The organism is Microbacterium telephonicum (genome assembly GCF_003651225.1).
Lineage (GTDB): Bacteria > Actinomycetota > Actinomycetes > Actinomycetales > Microbacteriaceae > Microbacterium > Microbacterium telephonicum.
Map to the genome: position 1 here is coordinate 364,434 of NZ_RCDB01000002.1, position 15,149 is coordinate 379,582.

The 15,149-nt window shown below is 70.1% G+C and carries 14 protein-coding genes and 1 tRNA gene; 13 read left to right on the forward strand and 2 right to left on the reverse strand.

Translation table 11 applies throughout. The annotated features are described in order from the left end of the window. The 12 genes from hisF to C7474_RS06750 all read left to right on the forward strand — a co-directional run bounded on the left by hisF (position 1) and on the right by C7474_RS06750 (position 13,735). On the forward strand, positions 1-765 hold the full coding sequence (hisF, locus tag C7474_RS06695) for an imidazole glycerol phosphate synthase subunit HisF (protein WP_121058259.1): 765 nt from the start codon (positions 1-3) through the stop codon (positions 763-765). Next, entirely contained in the window at positions 762-1,115 is a 354-nt protein-coding gene (gene hisI, locus C7474_RS06700; RefSeq protein WP_121058261.1) for a phosphoribosyl-AMP cyclohydrolase, read from the forward strand. Before hisF ends, hisI begins: the two co-directional genes overlap by 4 nt. Next, complete coding sequence (locus C7474_RS06705) at positions 1,112-1,705, forward strand: Trp biosynthesis-associated membrane protein (protein ID WP_121058263.1); 594 nt, start codon at positions 1,112-1,114, stop codon at positions 1,703-1,705. The genes hisI and C7474_RS06705 overlap by 4 nt, the downstream gene beginning before the upstream one ends. A 35-nt stretch (positions 1,706-1,740) precedes the next feature. Continuing rightward, complete coding sequence (locus C7474_RS06710) at positions 1,741-1,971, forward strand: DUF6704 family protein (protein ID WP_121058264.1); 231 nt, start codon at positions 1,741-1,743, stop codon at positions 1,969-1,971. Position 1,972: 1 nt separating this feature from the next. Further along, entirely contained in the window at positions 1,973-2,749 is a 777-nt protein-coding gene (gene trpC, locus C7474_RS06715) for an indole-3-glycerol phosphate synthase TrpC (protein WP_121058266.1), read from the forward strand. Positions 2,750-2,802: 53 nt separating this feature from the next. After that, positions 2,803-4,005 (forward strand): tryptophan synthase subunit beta, encoded by a 1,203-nt coding sequence (gene trpB, locus C7474_RS06720; RefSeq protein ID WP_241965186.1) that lies wholly within the window; start codon positions 2,803-2,805, stop codon positions 4,003-4,005. Continuing rightward, positions 4,002-4,784, forward strand: coding sequence for a tryptophan synthase subunit alpha (trpA, locus tag C7474_RS06725; RefSeq protein ID WP_121058270.1), 783 nt, complete (start codon positions 4,002-4,004; stop codon positions 4,782-4,784). The genes trpB and trpA overlap by 4 nt, the downstream gene beginning before the upstream one ends. 27 nt (positions 4,785-4,811) lie before the next feature. Then, positions 4,812-5,792, forward strand: a complete 981-nt coding sequence (gene lgt, locus C7474_RS06730; RefSeq protein ID WP_422385789.1) for a prolipoprotein diacylglyceryl transferase — start codon at positions 4,812-4,814, stop codon at positions 5,790-5,792. 54 nt (positions 5,793-5,846) lie between these two features. After that, positions 5,847-10,442, forward strand: coding sequence for a glutamate synthase large subunit (gene gltB / locus C7474_RS06735; protein WP_121058274.1), 4,596 nt, complete (start codon positions 5,847-5,849; stop codon positions 10,440-10,442). Beyond that, positions 10,435-11,904, forward strand: a complete 1,470-nt coding sequence (locus tag C7474_RS06740) for a glutamate synthase subunit beta (RefSeq protein WP_121058276.1) — start codon at positions 10,435-10,437, stop codon at positions 11,902-11,904. The genes gltB and C7474_RS06740 overlap by 8 nt, the downstream gene beginning before the upstream one ends. Before the next feature lie 49 nt (positions 11,905-11,953). After that, entirely contained in the window at positions 11,954-13,402 is a 1,449-nt protein-coding gene (gene pyk / locus C7474_RS06745) for a pyruvate kinase (protein WP_121058278.1), read from the forward strand. 99 nt (positions 13,403-13,501) lie between these two features. Further along, positions 13,502-13,735 carry a hypothetical protein gene (locus tag C7474_RS06750; protein WP_121058280.1) on the forward strand — a complete coding sequence of 78 codons (234 nt, stop codon included), beginning with the start codon at positions 13,502-13,504 and terminating at the stop codon, positions 13,733-13,735. A gap of 41 nt (positions 13,736-13,776) precedes the next feature. On the opposite strand, the gene C7474_RS06755 is transcribed toward C7474_RS06750, so the two are convergent. Then, positions 13,777-13,857 (reverse strand) — tRNA-Leu (locus C7474_RS06755). Positions 13,858-13,914: 57 nt separating this feature from the next. On the opposite strand from C7474_RS06755, the gene C7474_RS06760 reads away from it, so the two are divergent. Beyond that, complete coding sequence (locus C7474_RS06760; RefSeq protein WP_121058282.1) at positions 13,915-14,535, forward strand: ANTAR domain-containing response regulator; 621 nt, start codon at positions 13,915-13,917, stop codon at positions 14,533-14,535. 137 nt (positions 14,536-14,672) lie between these two features. Here the strand turns inward: C7474_RS06760 and C7474_RS06765 are convergent, their stop codons facing one another. Then, a complete protein-coding gene (locus C7474_RS06765; protein WP_199692388.1) occupies positions 14,673-15,113 on the reverse strand; it encodes a hotdog fold thioesterase in 441 nt (146 codons plus the stop codon). Positions 15,114-15,149: the final 36 nt, after the last annotated feature.

Consider the following 15,149-nt stretch of genomic DNA (forward strand, 5'->3'; position numbering starts at 1 on the left):
ATGTCGCTCGCGCGCCGCGTCATCCCCTGCCTCGACGTCAAGGACGGCAAGGTCGTCAAGGGCGTCAACTTCGAGAACCTGCGCGAGATGGGCGACCCCGTCGAGCTCGCCCGACGCTACTTCGCCCAGGGCGCCGACGAACTCACCTTCCTCGACGTCACCGCGACCGTCGACGACCGTGCCACGACATACGACGTCGTCCGCCGCACCGCCGAAGAGGTCTTCATCCCGCTGACGGTCGGCGGCGGCATCCGTACCGCCGACGACGTCGCACGTCTGCTGGGGGTGGGGGCCGACAAGGTCGGCGTCAACTCCGCCGCCATCGCCCGACCCGCGCTCGTCGACGAGATCGCCGACCGCTTCGGCGCACAGGTGCTCGTGCTCAGTCTCGACGTCAAGCGCGCGCCCGGCACCGACTCCGGGTTCGTCGTCACGACCCACGGCGGCCGCACGCTCACCGACCTCGACGCGCTCGCGTGGGCGCGCGAGGCCATCGAACGCGGCGCGGGGGAGCTCCTGGTCAACTCGATCGACGCGGACGGCACCAAGGACGGCTTCGACCTCGAGCTCGTCGGACTCATGCGCGAGATCTCCCACGTCCCGGTGATCGCCTCCGGCGGCGCCGGCAGCGCCGCCCACTTCGCCCCGGCGATCCATGCCGGCGCGGACGCCGTGCTCGCGGCATCCGTGTTCCACTCCGGTCAGCTCACGATCGGCGATGTCAAGGAGGCGCTCGTGGCGGACGGGATCGAGGTGCGCGCGTGACCGACGTCGACAAGATCCTCCCGCGCGTGACCTTCACCGCCGACGGCCTCGTGCCCGCGATCATCCAACAGCACGACACCGGCGAGGTGCTGATGCTCGCCTGGATGGATGCCGAGGCGCTGCGCCGCACGCTGACCACCGGCCGGGTCACGTTCTGGTCGCGGTCCCGCGGCGAGTACTGGCGCAAGGGCGACACGTCCGGGCACATCCAACTGGTCAAGGGCGCGCGACTGGACTGCGACGGCGACACGCTGCTGATCCAGGTCGATCAGATCGGCGCAGCCTGCCACACCGGCACGCGCACGTGCTTCGACGCCGACGACCTGCACCCTGTCGAAGGGACGGCATGATCCGTCGCGCCCGCACGCTGAGCGTGCTCGCGATCCTGCTCGGGGGAGCGCTCGCGCTCATCTCCTCGACGCAGACGTGGCTGAGCGTCACGCTCGTGCAGGTCACCGACGAGCCGCTCGCGGTGCCCGGCGCCGACGCGGTCGCCCTGCTGGCGCCGCTCTCGCTCGCGGCTCTCGCGCTCGGCCTCGCCCTCTCGATCGTCGGCACCGTGCTGCGCTACGTCTTCGGCGTGCTGGCCGTCGCGATCGGACTCGCCCTGGTCGTCTCGTGCGCGCGCATCGCCGCCGAGGTGCCCGTGGATGCGGTCGCCGCAGCCGTCACCACCGCCACCGGCCTGTCGGGTACCGAAACGGTCGCCCGCCTCGTCGCCGCCATCACCGAGACCCCGTGGCCGTGGATCACGGTCGCGGCGGGCGCGCTCGTCGCGGTCGGCGGCGGCTTCACCCTCGCGACGGCGCACCGGTGGAGGGGTGCCGGGAGGCGCTACCGCACCGACCCGGCCGCCGCGGTCGCCTCCGGGTCGCGTCCGCACGACGCCATCGACTCGTGGGACGACCTGTCGCGCGGCGACGACCCGACCGACCGCTAGACTTTCCCGAGTCCCACCCTGCGCGAAGGAGAACCATGAGCAACCCCATCGACGACCCCGGCCACGGACACTCGCCGGCCGCCTGGACCGCCGTGGTGATCATGCTCCTGGGTGTCACGCTGGGAACGCTGTTCTACTGGTTCGACCTCCCCATCCTCGTGTGGGCCTCCGCCGGCCTCGTCGTCGTCGGCGCGCTCGTCGGCTGGGGCATGGCCAAGGCCGGCTACGGCGTCGGTGGCGACAAGTACACCCCGAAGCAGCACTGACATGCTCGCCGACCTGACGGCCGGCGCAGTGGAGGACGCCCGCACGCGTGCCGCCGACCGGCCGCTCGAGGTCGTCGAGAAGCTCGCCCTGGCGCAGACCCCCGCCCGCGACGCGCTGGCGGCACTCGCTCCCGCCGACCGTGTGAAGATCATCGCCGAGGTCAAGCGCGCGAGCCCGTCGCGCGGCGACCTCGCCGCCATCCCCGACCCGGCACTACAGGCCGCCCGCTACCAGGAGGGCGGCGCATCCGCCATCTCGGTGCTCACCGAGGGCCGCCGCTTCAAGGGCAGCCTCGCCGATCTCGAAGCGGTGCGGGCACGCGTGGAGCTGCCGGTGCTGCGCAAGGACTTCATCGCGACGCCGTACCAGGTGCTCGAGGCGCGTGCCGCCGGCGCCGATCTCGTGCTGCTCATCGTCGCGGCCCTCGAGCAGCCCCTGCTGCGCGAGCTGCACGAGCTCGTCATGCAGCTCGGCATGACCCCGCTCGTGGAGACCCACGACCGCGACGAGGTGCACCGCGCCGCCGACGTCGGCGCCCGCCTCGTCGGCGTCAACGCGCGGAATCTCTCGACGTTCGCGCTGGACCGCGACCTCTTCGGCCGCCTCTACGACGACCTCCCCGCGGATGCCGTCAAGATCGCCGAGTCGGCAGTGCTGACCCCGGCCGACGTCGCGCACTACCGCGGGGCCGGCGCCGATGTCGTCCTCATCGGCGAGGCGCTTGTCACGAGCGACCCCGTTTCCACCCTGCACGCATTCCTGGAGGCCGGATCGTGACGAGCCTGCGCGACCAGCACGGACCCTACTTCGGTGACTTCGGCGGGCGCTACATGCCCGAGTCGCTCATCGCCGCGATCGACGAGCTCACCGCCGAATACGAGGCTGCGAAGGCCGATCCCGACTTCCAGTCCGAGTTCCTGCGGCTGCTGAACTCGTACGCGGGACGCCCCTCTCCGATCACGGAAGTGGCCCGCTTCGCCGAGCACGCCGGGGGTGCGCGCGTCTTCCTCAAGCGCGAAGACCTCAACCACACCGGCTCGCACAAGATCAACAACGTCATCGGGCAGGCGCTGCTCACGAAGCGCCTCGGCAAGACGCGCGTGATCGCCGAGACGGGCGCCGGCCAGCACGGCGTCGCGACAGCGACGGCCGCCGCGCTGTTCGGGTTCGAGTGCACGATCTACATGGGCGAGGTCGACACCGAGCGCCAGGCGCTCAACGTGGCCCGCATGCGCCTGCTCGGCGCCGAGGTCATCGCCGTGAAGACGGGTTCGCGCACGCTGAAAGACGCCATCAACGAGGCGTACCGCGACTGGGTCGCGTCCGTCGAGACGACGAACTACATCTTCGGCACGGCGGCGGGGCCGCATCCGTTCCCCGCGATGGTGCGCGATTTCCAGAAGATCATCTCCGAAGAAGCGCGCGCACAGCTGCTCGAGGAAGCCGGCCGGCTCCCGGATGCGGTCGTGGCCTGCGTCGGCGGCGGATCGAACGCGATCGGCATGTTCGACGCGTTCCTCGACGACGACGGCGTGAGGCTCTACGGCGTGGAGGCGGCCGGCGACGGCGTCGACACCGAGAAGCACGCCGCCTCGATCGAGCGCGGCCGCCCCGGCGTGCTGCACGGCGCGAAGACGTACGTGCTGCAGGACGAGGACGGCCAGACGATCGAGTCGCACTCGATCTCGGCCGGACTCGACTATCCCGGCGTCGGCCCCGAGCACTCCTGGCTCGCCGACATCGGACGCGCCGAGTACATCCCCGCGACCGACACCGAAGCCATGGAGGCGCTGCGCCTCCTCAGCCGCACCGAGGGCATCATCCCCGCGATCGAGTCCGCCCACGCCCTCGCCGGCGCGCTGCGGATCGGACGCGAGCTGGGGCCGGACGCCCTCATCGCCGTGAGCCTTTCGGGCCGCGGCGACAAGGACATGGACACCGCGGCGCGCTGGTTCCACCTGTACGACGACGAGAGCCCCGTCGACGTCCCGCCGTCCACTGACGCGGCCGCGGGAGAAGGGACCGAGCTGTGAGCCGGGTCGCCGCCGCGATCGACGCCGCGCACGCCCAGGGACGCGGCGCGTTCGTGGGCTACCTGCCGCTGGGCTACCCCGACCTTCAGACGAGCATCGACGCGGCCGTCGCCCTGGCCGAGGCCGGCGCCGACATCCTCGAGCTCGGCCCGCCGTACTCCGATCCGGTCATGGACGGCGCCGTCATCCAGGAAGCCACCCACGCCGCACTCGAAGGCGGCTTCCGTCTGCGCGATACGTTCACCGCCATCCGCGAGATCACCGCACGCACCGATGTGCCGGTGCTCGTCATGACGTACTGGAACCCGGTCATGCAGTACGGGGTCGACCGCTACGCCGACGACCTGCTCGCCGCCGGCGGAGCCGGGCTCATCACCCCTGACATCGCCCCGGATGCGGCGGCCGACTGGATCGCGGCCTCCGAGCGCACCGGCCTCGACCGGGTCTTCCTCGCCGCCCCCACCTCGACCGACGAGCGTCTCGCGCTCATCGCCCGCAGCTCGACCGGGTTCGTGTACACCGTGTCGACCATGGGCATCACGGGGGAGCGGGCCGAGCTCGACGCCGCCGCCCGCACCCTCGTCGCGCGCCTGCGCGAGCGCGGTGTGACGCACGCGTGCGTCGGCATCGGGATATCGACGCCCGACCAGGTCTCCGGTGTGCTCGACTACGCCGACGGCGCGATCGTGGGCACCGCGCTCGTGCGCGCGCTCCGCGACGGCGGCGTCGCAGGGCTCACCGCCGAGGCGCGCGCCCTCGCCGCCGGCACCGCCCGGTGACCGGCGCGGCCGGCGCCGCGAAGTAGACTGCCCCTCGTGCTTTCTCCCACCGCGCTCGTCGTAGCCAGCATCCCGAGCCCGTCGATCAGCTCGTTCCAGCTCGGACCGTTCACGATCCACTTCTACGCGCTGTGCATCCTCGCGGGCATCGTCGTGGCGACGCTGATGACGAACCACCGCCTCACCAAGCGCGGCGGCGAGCCGTGGGCCGTCATCGACATCGCCCTGCTGGCGGTGCCGCTGGCCATCATCGGCGCGCGCATCTTCCACGTCGTGACCCACTGGGACTTCTACTTCGGCGAGGGCAAGAACATCTGGGCGATCTTCTTCGTCTGGGAGGGCGGCATCGCGATCTTCGGATCGCTCATCGGCGGCGCGATCGGCGCGTGGCTCGGCTGCAAGTGGACCGGCATCCGGTTCTGGAGCTTCGCCGACGCCCTCGCCCCGGGCCTGCTGCTGGCACAGGCGATCGGCCGTTTCGGCAACTGGTTCAACCAGGAGCTGTTCGGCCAGCCCACCGACCTGCCGTGGGGTCTGCAGATCGACTCCACCAACCCCGCCTTCCCGGCGGGCCTCGCCCCCGACACGCTGTTCCACCCCACGTTCCTCTACGAGGTCGTCTGGAACGGTATCGGCGTGCTCGTGCTGCTGTGGGCGGGTCGCAAGGCGTCGATGCAGTGGGGGCGCCTGTTCGGCCTCTACCTCGTCTGGTACTCCGCCGGCCGCATCGTGTGGGAGTCGATCCGCATCGACCCGAGCGAGGTGTTCCTCGGCCTGCGCACCAACGTCTGGGCCGCGATCGCGGGCGTCGTCGTCGGTCTCGTCATCCTCGTCGTGCAGAAGCGGCGCCACACGGGCCTCGAGCCCTCGCCGTACCGCAAGGGTCGCGAGTGGCACCCGGACGGGGCTGTACAATCGCAGGACACCGATGTGTTCGTCGACATCAGCGCACCCCCGACGTCCGACACCATCGCGGAAACTGCCACAAGCACTGCCGACACCAAGTAACCCCGCTGGGCCGACGACGTCCCCGTTGAAGCAACACACATGAGGACGGTTGGAATGGCATCGAGCCCCCGTCGTGAGCCCGTCGGCACCCCGGCAGGACTGCCGCCCAAGCAGGGCATGTACAACCCCGCGTTCGAGAAAGACGCGTGCGGTCTCGCCATGGTGGCGACACTGCGCGGCGAGGCCGGGCACGACATCGTGCAGCTCGCCCTCGAGGCGCTCCGCAACCTCGAGCACCGTGGCGCCATCGGCTCCGACGCCGGCACCGGCGACGGTGCGGGCATCCTCACGCAGATGCCCGACGCGTTCCTGCGCGCCGTCGTCGACTTCGACCTGCCGCCGGCGGGGGAGTACGCCGCGGGCCTGGCCTTCCTGCCGCTGGAGCAGGAGGCGAAGGATGCCGTCAAGGCCGGCGTCGAGAAGCTCGCGGTCGCCGAAGGGCTGACGGTGCTCGGCTGGCGCGAGGTGCCCACCGTCGAGGAGCACCTCGGCAAGCTCGCCCATGCCGCACGCCCCGCTTTCGAGCAGATCTTCGTGTCGCGTCCCGCCGTCGGCGACGAGCCCGCGCTGTCGGGCATCGCGCTGGACCGCCGCGTCTACCGCCTGCGCAAGCGCGCCCGCCACGACCACGGCGCCTACTTCGTCTCCCTCTCGAGCCGCACCCTCGGCTACAAGGGCATGGTCACGACGCTGCAGCTCGAGCCGTTCTACCCCGACCTGCAGGACGAGCGCTTCGTCTCCGAGCTCGCCGTCGTGCACTCGCGCTACTCGACGAACACCTTCCCGTCGTGGCCGCTCGCGCAGCCGCTGCGGATGCTGGCGCACAACGGCGAGATCAACACCGTCAACGGCAACCGCAACTGGATGCGAGCCCGTCAATCGCAACTCGAGTCCGAGCTGCTCGGCGACATCCGCGCGTTGCTGCCCATCTGCACCGACGGCGCGAGCGACTCCGCGTCGTTCGACGAGGTGCTGGAGCTGCTGACCCTCACGGGACGCAGCCTGCCGCACGCGATCATGATGATGGTGCCGGAGGCGTACGAGAAGCAGTCCGACATCTCGCCGGAGCTGCGCGCCTTCTACGACTACCACTCGATGCAGATGGAGCCATGGGACGGCCCCGCCGCCCTCATCTTCACCGACGGCACCGTCGTCGGCGCCACGCTCGACCGCAACGGCCTGCGTCCCGGTCGCTGGACCGAGACCACCGACGGCCTCGTCGTCATCGGCAGCGAGACCGGCGTGCTCGACTTCGCGCCGGAGCGCATCAAGCGCCGTGGGCGGCTGCGTCCCGGGCGCATGTTCCTCGTCGACACCGCGCAGCAGCGCATCATCGAAGACGACGAGATCAAGCGCGACCTCTCCCACGCCGAGCCGTGGCAGGAGTGGCTGGATGCCGGTCGCGTGCGCCTGAAGGACCTGCCCGAGCGTGAGCACATCGTGCACCCGATCGCGTCGATCACGCGGCGTCAGCGCACCTTCGGCTACACGGAGGAGGAGGTCAGGATCCTCCTCACGCCGATGGGTCAGAACGGCGCCGAGCCGCTCGGGGCCATGGGCTCCGACGCGCCGATCGCGGTGCTCAGCGAGCGTCCGCGTCTGCTGTTCGACTACTTCACGCAGCAGTTCGCCCAGGTGACCAACCCGCCGCTGGACTCCATCCGCGAAGAGGTCGTCACCTCCCTGTCGCTGGGTCTCGGCCCGGAGCGGAACCTGCTCTCGTGGGGACCGGACCACACCCGGGTCATCACGCTGGACTTCCCCGTCATCGACAACGACGAACTCGCGAAGCTGCAGCACATCGAGAAGGCCCTCCCAGGGCGCCGCTCGGTCACCATCCGCGGGCTCTACCGCGCCGACCAGGGCCGCGAGTCCGGCACGGACTCGCTCGAGCACCGCCTCGCCGAGATGTGCGAGGAGGCCGACCGTGCGATCGCCGAAGGCGCCGAGTTCCTCATCCTGAGCGACCGCGACTCGAACAAGGACCTCCTCCCGATCCCGTCGCTGCTCATGCTCTCGGCGGTGCACCACCACCTCATCCGCCGGGAGAACCGCATGAAGGTGGGCCTCGTGGTCGAGGCGGGCGACGTGCGCGAAGTGCACCACGTCGCGACGCTCATCGGCTACGGCGCCTCCGCGGTCAACCCGTACCTGGCCATGGAGACGGTCGAGTACCTCGTGCGGGCCGGCTTCATCACCGGCATCACGCCTGAGAAGGCCGTCAAGAACCTGATCTACGCGCTCGGCAAGGGCGTGCTGAAGATCATGTCCAAGATGGGCATCTCGACGGTCTCGTCCTACGCCGGTGCGCAGGTGTTCGAAGCGGTCGGGCTCTCCGACGAGTTCGTCGCCGCCTACTTCACCGGCACGGAGTCGAAGCTCGGCGGCGTCGGCATCGCCGAGATCGCGGCCGAGAACCGCGCCCGTCACGACTACGCCTACCCGGAGGACGGGGCCGTGCGCGCGCACGAGCGCCTGTGGACCGGCGGCGAGTACCAGTGGCGCCGCGACGGCGCCCCGCACCTGTTCAACCCCGACACCGTGTTCCGGCTGCAGCACTCGACGCGCACCCGCCGGTACGACGTGTTCCGCGAGTACACGAAGCTCGTCGACGACCAGGCCGCTGAGCTGAAGACGCTGCGCGGAATGTTCCGGCTGCGCACGGGCGAGCGGCCCGCGGTGCCCATCGACGAGGTCGAGCCCATCTCGTCGATCGTCAAGCGGTTCTCGACCGGCGCGATGAGCTACGGCTCGATCTCGAAGGAAGCGCACGAGACGCTCGCGATCGCGATGAACCGCCTCGGCGCGAAGTCGAACACCGGTGAAGGCGGCGAAGACGTCGACCGACTGCTCGACCCCGAGCGGCGCAGCGCGATCAAGCAGGTCGCCTCCGGCCGCTTCGGCGTCACGAGCATGTACCTCACGCACGCCGACGACATCCAGATCAAGCTCGCCCAGGGTGCGAAGCCCGGCGAGGGCGGTCAGCTGCCGCCCGGCAAGGTGTACCCGTGGATCGCCCGCACGCGCGGCGGCACGCCCGGCGTCGGCCTCATCTCGCCGCCGCCGCACCACGACATCTACTCGATCGAAGACCTCAAGCAGCTCATCTTCGACCTCAAGCGCGCCAACCCGGCCGCCCGCGTGCACGTGAAGCTCGTGAGCCAGTCGGGCATCGGCGCGGTCGCCGCCGGCACCGCCAAGGCCCTCGCCGACGTCATCCTCGTGTCGGGGCACGACGGCGGAACGGGCGCGAGCCCGCTCAACTCCCTCAAGCACGCCGGCACCCCGTGGGAACTGGGCCTCGCCGAGACGCAGCAGACGCTCATGCTCAACGACATGCGCGACCGTGTCGTCGTGCAGGCCGACGGCCAGCTGAAGACCGGACGCGACGTCATCGTCGCCGCCCTGCTGGGTGCCGAGGAGTTCGGATTCGCCACCACGGCGCTGGTCGTCGAGGGCTGCATCATGATGCGCGTCTGCCACCTCGACACGTGCCCGGTGGGCGTCGCGACCCAGAACCCGGTGCTGCGCGAGCGCTTCAGCGGCAAGCCGGAGTTCGTCGTGAACTTCATGGAGTTCATCGCCCAGGAGGTGCGCGAGTACCTCGCGGAACTCGGCTTCCGCTCGCTCGACGAGGCCGTCGGCCACAACGAGCTGCTCGACGTCAACGGGGCGATCGAGCACTGGAAGGCGAGCGGTCTCGACCTCACGCCGATCCTCGAGGGTCCGCACTTCGCCGAGGCGACGCCGCGTCGTCACGCGCGGGAGCAGGACCACGAACTCGAGGCGCACTTCGACGTGCCCCTCATCGAGCGCGCCCAGGACGTCATCGCCCACGGCGGTCACATCTCGATCGACTTGCCGATCCGCAATACCGAACGCGCCGTCGGCACCATGCTCGGCAACCGCGTCACCCTCGCCCACGGCGAGAACGGTCTGCCGTCCGGGTCGATCGAGGTGAACCTCACGGGATCGGCCGGTCAGTCCTTCGGCGCCTTCCTCCCCGCCGGCATCACGCTGCGCCTGGAGGGTGACTCGAACGACTACGTCGGCAAGGGCCTGTCGGGCGGACAGATCGTCGTGCGCCCGCCGCGCGCGGCCGCGTTCGACGCCTCGCAGAACGTGATCGCGGGCAACGTCATCGGCTACGGCGCGACGCAGGGCACGATGTTCCTGCGCGGCGTCGTCGGCGAGCGGTTCCTGGTGCGCAACTCGGGCGCGACCGCCGTCGTCGAGGGCGTGGGCGACCACGCGCTGGAGTACATGACCGGCGGTCTCGCCGTGATCCTCGGCGCGACCGGACGCAACCTGGGCGCCGGCATGTCCGGCGGCACCGCGTACGTGTACAAGCTCGATCGTGCGCTGGTCAACCGCGAGTCGCTCGCCGGCGGCGAGCTGCAGCTGCTCGACCTGGACTCGGCCGACGTCGAGATCCTGCGCGACCTGCTCGAGCGGCACGTCGCTGAGACCGACTCGGCGCTGGCCGCCGCACTCCTGGACGACTTCGAGGCCGAGTCCGCGAACTTCGTCCGTGTCCTGCCGCGTGATTACGCCGCGGTGCTGCAGACCCGCCAGGAGGCGGCCGCCGAGGGGCTGGACCCCGACGGCGACGTCGTCTGGACCCGCATCCTGGAGGTGACCGGTGGCTGACCCGAAGGGCTTCCTGAAGACCACCGAGCGCGAGCTCCCCGCTCGTCGGCCCGTGCCCGTCCGCATCATGGACTGGAAGGAGGTGTACGAGCCGGGAGACTCGGCCGTGCTCCGCCGCCAGGCCGGCCGGTGCATGGACTGCGGCATCCCGTTCTGCCACCAGGGGTGCCCGCTGGGCAACCTCATCCCGGAGTGGAACGACCTCAAGTGGCGCGGCGAAGGCCGCGCCGCCATCGAGCGCCTGCACGCCACCAACAACTTCCCGGAGTTCACCGGGCGGCTGTGCCCGGCGCCGTGCGAGAGTTCGTGCGTGCTCGGCATCAACCAGCCGGCGGTCACGATCAAGCAGATCGAGGTCTCCACGATCGACGACGCCTTCGCCAACGGCTGGGTCGAGCCCGAGCCGCCGGGGCGCCTGACCGGCAAGACCGTCGCGGTCGTCGGCTCCGGCCCCGCCGGGCTCGCCGCCGCGCAGCAGCTCACCCGCGCCGGTCACACCGTCGCGGTGTACGAGCGCGACGACCGGATCGGCGGACTCCTGCGGTACGGCATCCCGGACTTCAAGATGGAGAAGCGCCACCTCGAGTCGCGCCTGCGTCAGATGCAGGATGAAGGAACCCGCTTCCGCGCCGGCGTCGAGATCGGCAAGGACATCACGTGGGACGACCTGCGTGCCCGCTATGACGCCGTCGTGATCGCCACCGGGTCCACCGTGCCGCGCGACCTCGCGATCCCGGGTCGCGACCTGGCCGGCGTGCACTTCGCGATGGAGTACCTCGTCGAGTCGAACCACGCCGTCGCCGGCGACCAGGTGCCGCACCAGATCCACGCCGAGGGCAAGCACGTCATCGTCATCGGCGGCGGCGACACCGGTGCCGACTGCATCGGCACCGCGCACCGTCACGGCGCCCTCAGCGTCACGAACCTCGCCATCGGCAAGCAGCCCCCGTCGGCGCGTCCCGACAGCCAGCCGTGGCCGATGATGCCGAACGTCTTCGAGGTGCAGTCCGCCCACGAAGAGGGCGGTGAGCGCACCTACCTCGCCTCCACCGTCGAGTTCCTCGGCAACGAGGCCGGCGAAGTGCGCGCCCTGCGCCTGGCCGAGACGGAGTACCTGCCCGACGGTCGCCGCGTGCCCAAGAGCGGCACCGAGCGCGAGATCCCCGCCGACCTCGTGCTCATCGCGATGGGTTTTACCGGTCCGGAGCGCGCGGAGCTGGAAAGCCAGCTCGGTACGGTTTTCAGTGCCCGGGGCAACGTGGACCGCGCCGTCGACTATCAGACGACCACGCCCGGCGTGTTCGTCGCCGGTGACGCGGGCCGCGGTCAGTCGCTCATCGTCTGGGCGATCGCCGAGGGACGTGCCGCTGCAGCCGCAGTGGACGAATATCTCATGGGGCGGACGTCGCTGCCGTCCCCTGTGAAGCCGACGGACATCGCCATCGGCCTGCAGCCTGCGTGAGTAGGCTGATCAGCGTCATCAGATCCCACAAGGAACCGGAGTCATTGAAGTGAGACGCGCGAAGATCGTCGCAACACTGGGACCGGCCACGGAGTCGTATGAGATGATCCGCGCGATCATCGATGCGGGCGTGGACGTCACCCGACTTAACCTCAGCCACGGCGATTACTCGGAGCACGAGGCGCGTTTCGCCAACGTGCGCAAGGCCGCGGATGACGCCGGCCGTGCCGTCGCCATCCTGGTCGACCTCCAGGGCCCGAAGATCCGCCTCGGCAAGTTCTCGGACGGCCCGCACGACCTCGCGGTCGGCGAGACGTTCCGCATCACGACCGAGGATGTCGTCGGCACCCGCGACCTCGTCGGCACGACCTTCAAGGGTCTTGCCGGCGACGTGAAGCCGGGCGACTTCCTCCTCATCGACGACGGCAAGGTCCGCGTGCAGGTGACGGCCGTCGACGGTCCCGTCGTGACGACCGAGGTGGTCGTCGCGGGCACGGTCTCCAACAACAAGGGCATCAACCTCCCCGGCGTCGCCGTGAGCGTGCCGGCGCTGTCCGAGAAGGACGAGTCCGACCTGCGCTGGGGTCTGAAGGCGGGCTGCGACCTGGTCGCGCTGTCCTTCGTGCGCAACGCCGCCGACATCACCCGCGTGCACGAGATCATGGCGGAGGAGGGCCGCAAGGTCCCCGTCATCGCGAAGATCGAGAAGCCGCAGGCCGTCGACAACCTCGAGGAGATCATCGACGCGTTCGACGGCATCATGGTCGCCCGTGGCGACCTCGCCGTCGAGCTTCCCCTCGAGGCCGTGCCGATCGTGCAGAAGAAGGCGGTCGAACTCTGCCGCCGCATGGCCAAGCCCGTCATCGTCGCGACGCAGATGCTCGAGTCGATGACCCACGCGCCGGTCCCCACCCGCGCCGAGGCCTCCGACGTCGCCAACGCCGTCCTCGACGGCGCCGACGCGGTCATGCTCTCCGGCGAGTCGAGCGTCGGCGACTACCCGGTCGTCACGGTGCAGACGATGGCCCGCATCGTGGAGTCCACCGAGGAGCACGGTCTCGACCGGATCCGTCCGCTCGACGCCAAGCCCCGCACGCAGGGCGGCATCATGACCCTCGCCGCGTACGACATCGCCCACTTCGTGGGCGCGAAGTACGTCGCGATCTTCACCGAGTCCGGCGACACCGCGCGCCGCATGTCGCGTCTGCGCTCCGGCATCCCGATGATGGCCTTCGCCGTCGACCCGGCGATCCGGCGCCGCATGGCCCTCACGTGGGGCGTGCAGTCGACCCTCGTGGAGCACGTCGCGCACACCGACCTGATGTTCCTCCAGGTGGACGACTTCTTCCTCGGCCAGGGTCTGGCGGAGGAAGGCGACAAGGTCGTCGTGATCTCCGGGTCCCCTCCCGGAATCATCGGCGGGACCAACGACATCCGCGTGCACAAGCTGGGCGACGCCAAGAACGGCAAGGCGCCCATCTACAAGGCGGAGCAGTAACGCCCCGACCCCGCACCGGCACCGCGACGGCCGCGCTCACTATGCTGAGCGTGGCCGTCCGGCGTTTCGGGCGGGATCCGACCCTCGAAGGGGAGTCCCGTGTTCTGGGACTTGCTCTGGTTCCTGCTCGTCGCCGTCTACGTCGTCTCGTACGTCTTCGTACTGATCTTCATCGTCACCGACCTGTTCCGCGACGACAGCGTCGGCGACGTGGGCAAGGCGTCCGCGGACATCGCGCAGGCCAAGGCGCTCCTCGACGACGGGACCATCACGCAGGGCGCGTTCGACGCCCTCAAGCGCAAGGCGCTCGGCAACCAGTACTTCGGCGCCTGAACGCGCGGAACGCCGCCCCGAACCGGGGTGGCGTCCGTTCGTGCCGGTGGTGGGAGTCGAACCCACACGTCCGAAGACAACCGAGTTTGAGTCGGTCGCGTCTGCCATTCCGCCACACCGGCGCACGTGGTTTCGACGATACCGCAGGCAACCGTGGCCGCTGGCCATAGGATGGACGGGTGACTGAGCAGGAACCGAGCACGACCCCCACGGCATCCGCCCCGCGACGCGTCGTCGTCGCCGAGGACGAGTCGCTGATCCGCCTCGACATCGTCGAGATCCTCCGCGACAACGGCTTCGACGTCGTCGGTGAGGCCGGTGACGGCGAGACCGCCGTGCAGCTGGCCACCGAGCTGCGGCCCGACCTCGTCATCATGGACGTGAAGATGCCCGTCCTCGACGGCATCAGCGCGGCCGAGAAGCTCAACAAGGCGCACGTCGCCCCCGTCGTGCTGCTGACCGCGTTCAGCCAGAAGGAGCTCGTCGAGCGCGCGAGCGAAGCCGGCGCCCTGGCGTACGTCGTGAAGCCCTTCACCCCGAACGACCTGCTGCCGGCGATCGAGATCGCCCTGGCCCGCTACGAGCAGATCATCACGCTCGAGGCCGAGGTCAGCGACATGGTCGAGCGGTTCGAGACCCGCAAGCTCGTCGACCGCGCCAAGGGCCTGCTCAACGAGAAGATGGGCCTCAGTGAGCCGGAGGCGTTCCGCTGGATCCAGAAGGCGTCGATGGACCGTCGCCTCACGATGCAGGACGTCGCCAAGGCCATCATCGAGCAGCTCGCGCCCAAGAAGGGCTGAGCCCTCCCGCATCCGCGTCCGCGAGACCTCATCGGACGGACGAGACCCGGGGTGAACCCCACGGTCTCGTCCTGCAGATGAGGTCTCGCGGTCGTTTCGGCGAGGGACCGCGGACCCTGCGGGCGGCGGATGCCGGGTCAGCGGTCCTTGATCATGTTGGTGATGCGGATCGTCGAGCAGCGGCGGCCCTGATCGTCGGAGACGACGATCTCGTGCACGGTGATGCTGCGGCCCAGGTGCACGGGGGTGCACACGCCCGTCACGACGCCGGAGGTGGCGGACCGGGTGTGCGTCGCGTTGATGTCCACGCCGACGGCCAGCCGGTGCTCGCCGGCGTGCAGATTCGCCGCCATCGACCCGAGCGACTCACCCAGCACGACGTACGCGCCGCCGTGCATGAGACCGACCGGCTGGGTGTTCCCCTCGACGGGCATCGTCGCGACGCAGCGGTCGACCGAGAACTCGGTGAAGCGCAGGCCCATCTTCTCGGCGAGGGCGCCCATGCCGCGCTGAGCGGCCCATTCCAGGCCTTCGCTGCGCTCCGCTGCGGAGGCGTCGACGGATGCGGGTTCGCTCATGGGCTGCACCTTCGGAACGGGGGAGAAGCGGTGTCC

Coding starts and splice junctions, on each gene's coding strand:
- gltB (WP_121058274.1), top strand. CDS start 5,847: ATGGCATCGAGCCCCCGTCGTGAGCCCGTCGGCACCCCGGCAGGACTG.
- C7474_RS06710 (WP_121058264.1), top strand. CDS start 1,741: ATGAGCAACCCCATCGACGACCCCGGCCACGGACACTCGCCGGCCGCC.
- trpC (WP_121058266.1), top strand. CDS start 1,973: ATGCTCGCCGACCTGACGGCCGGCGCAGTGGAGGACGCCCGCACGCGT.
- hisF (WP_121058259.1), top strand. CDS start 1: ATGTCGCTCGCGCGCCGCGTCATCCCCTGCCTCGACGTCAAGGACGGC.
- trpB (WP_241965186.1), top strand. CDS start 2,803: ATGCCCGAGTCGCTCATCGCCGCGATCGACGAGCTCACCGCCGAATAC.
- C7474_RS06705 (WP_121058263.1), top strand. CDS start 1,112: ATGATCCGTCGCGCCCGCACGCTGAGCGTGCTCGCGATCCTGCTCGGG.
- C7474_RS06765 (WP_199692388.1), bottom strand. CDS start 15,113: ATGAGCGAACCCGCATCCGTCGACGCCTCCGCAGCGGAGCGCAGCGAA.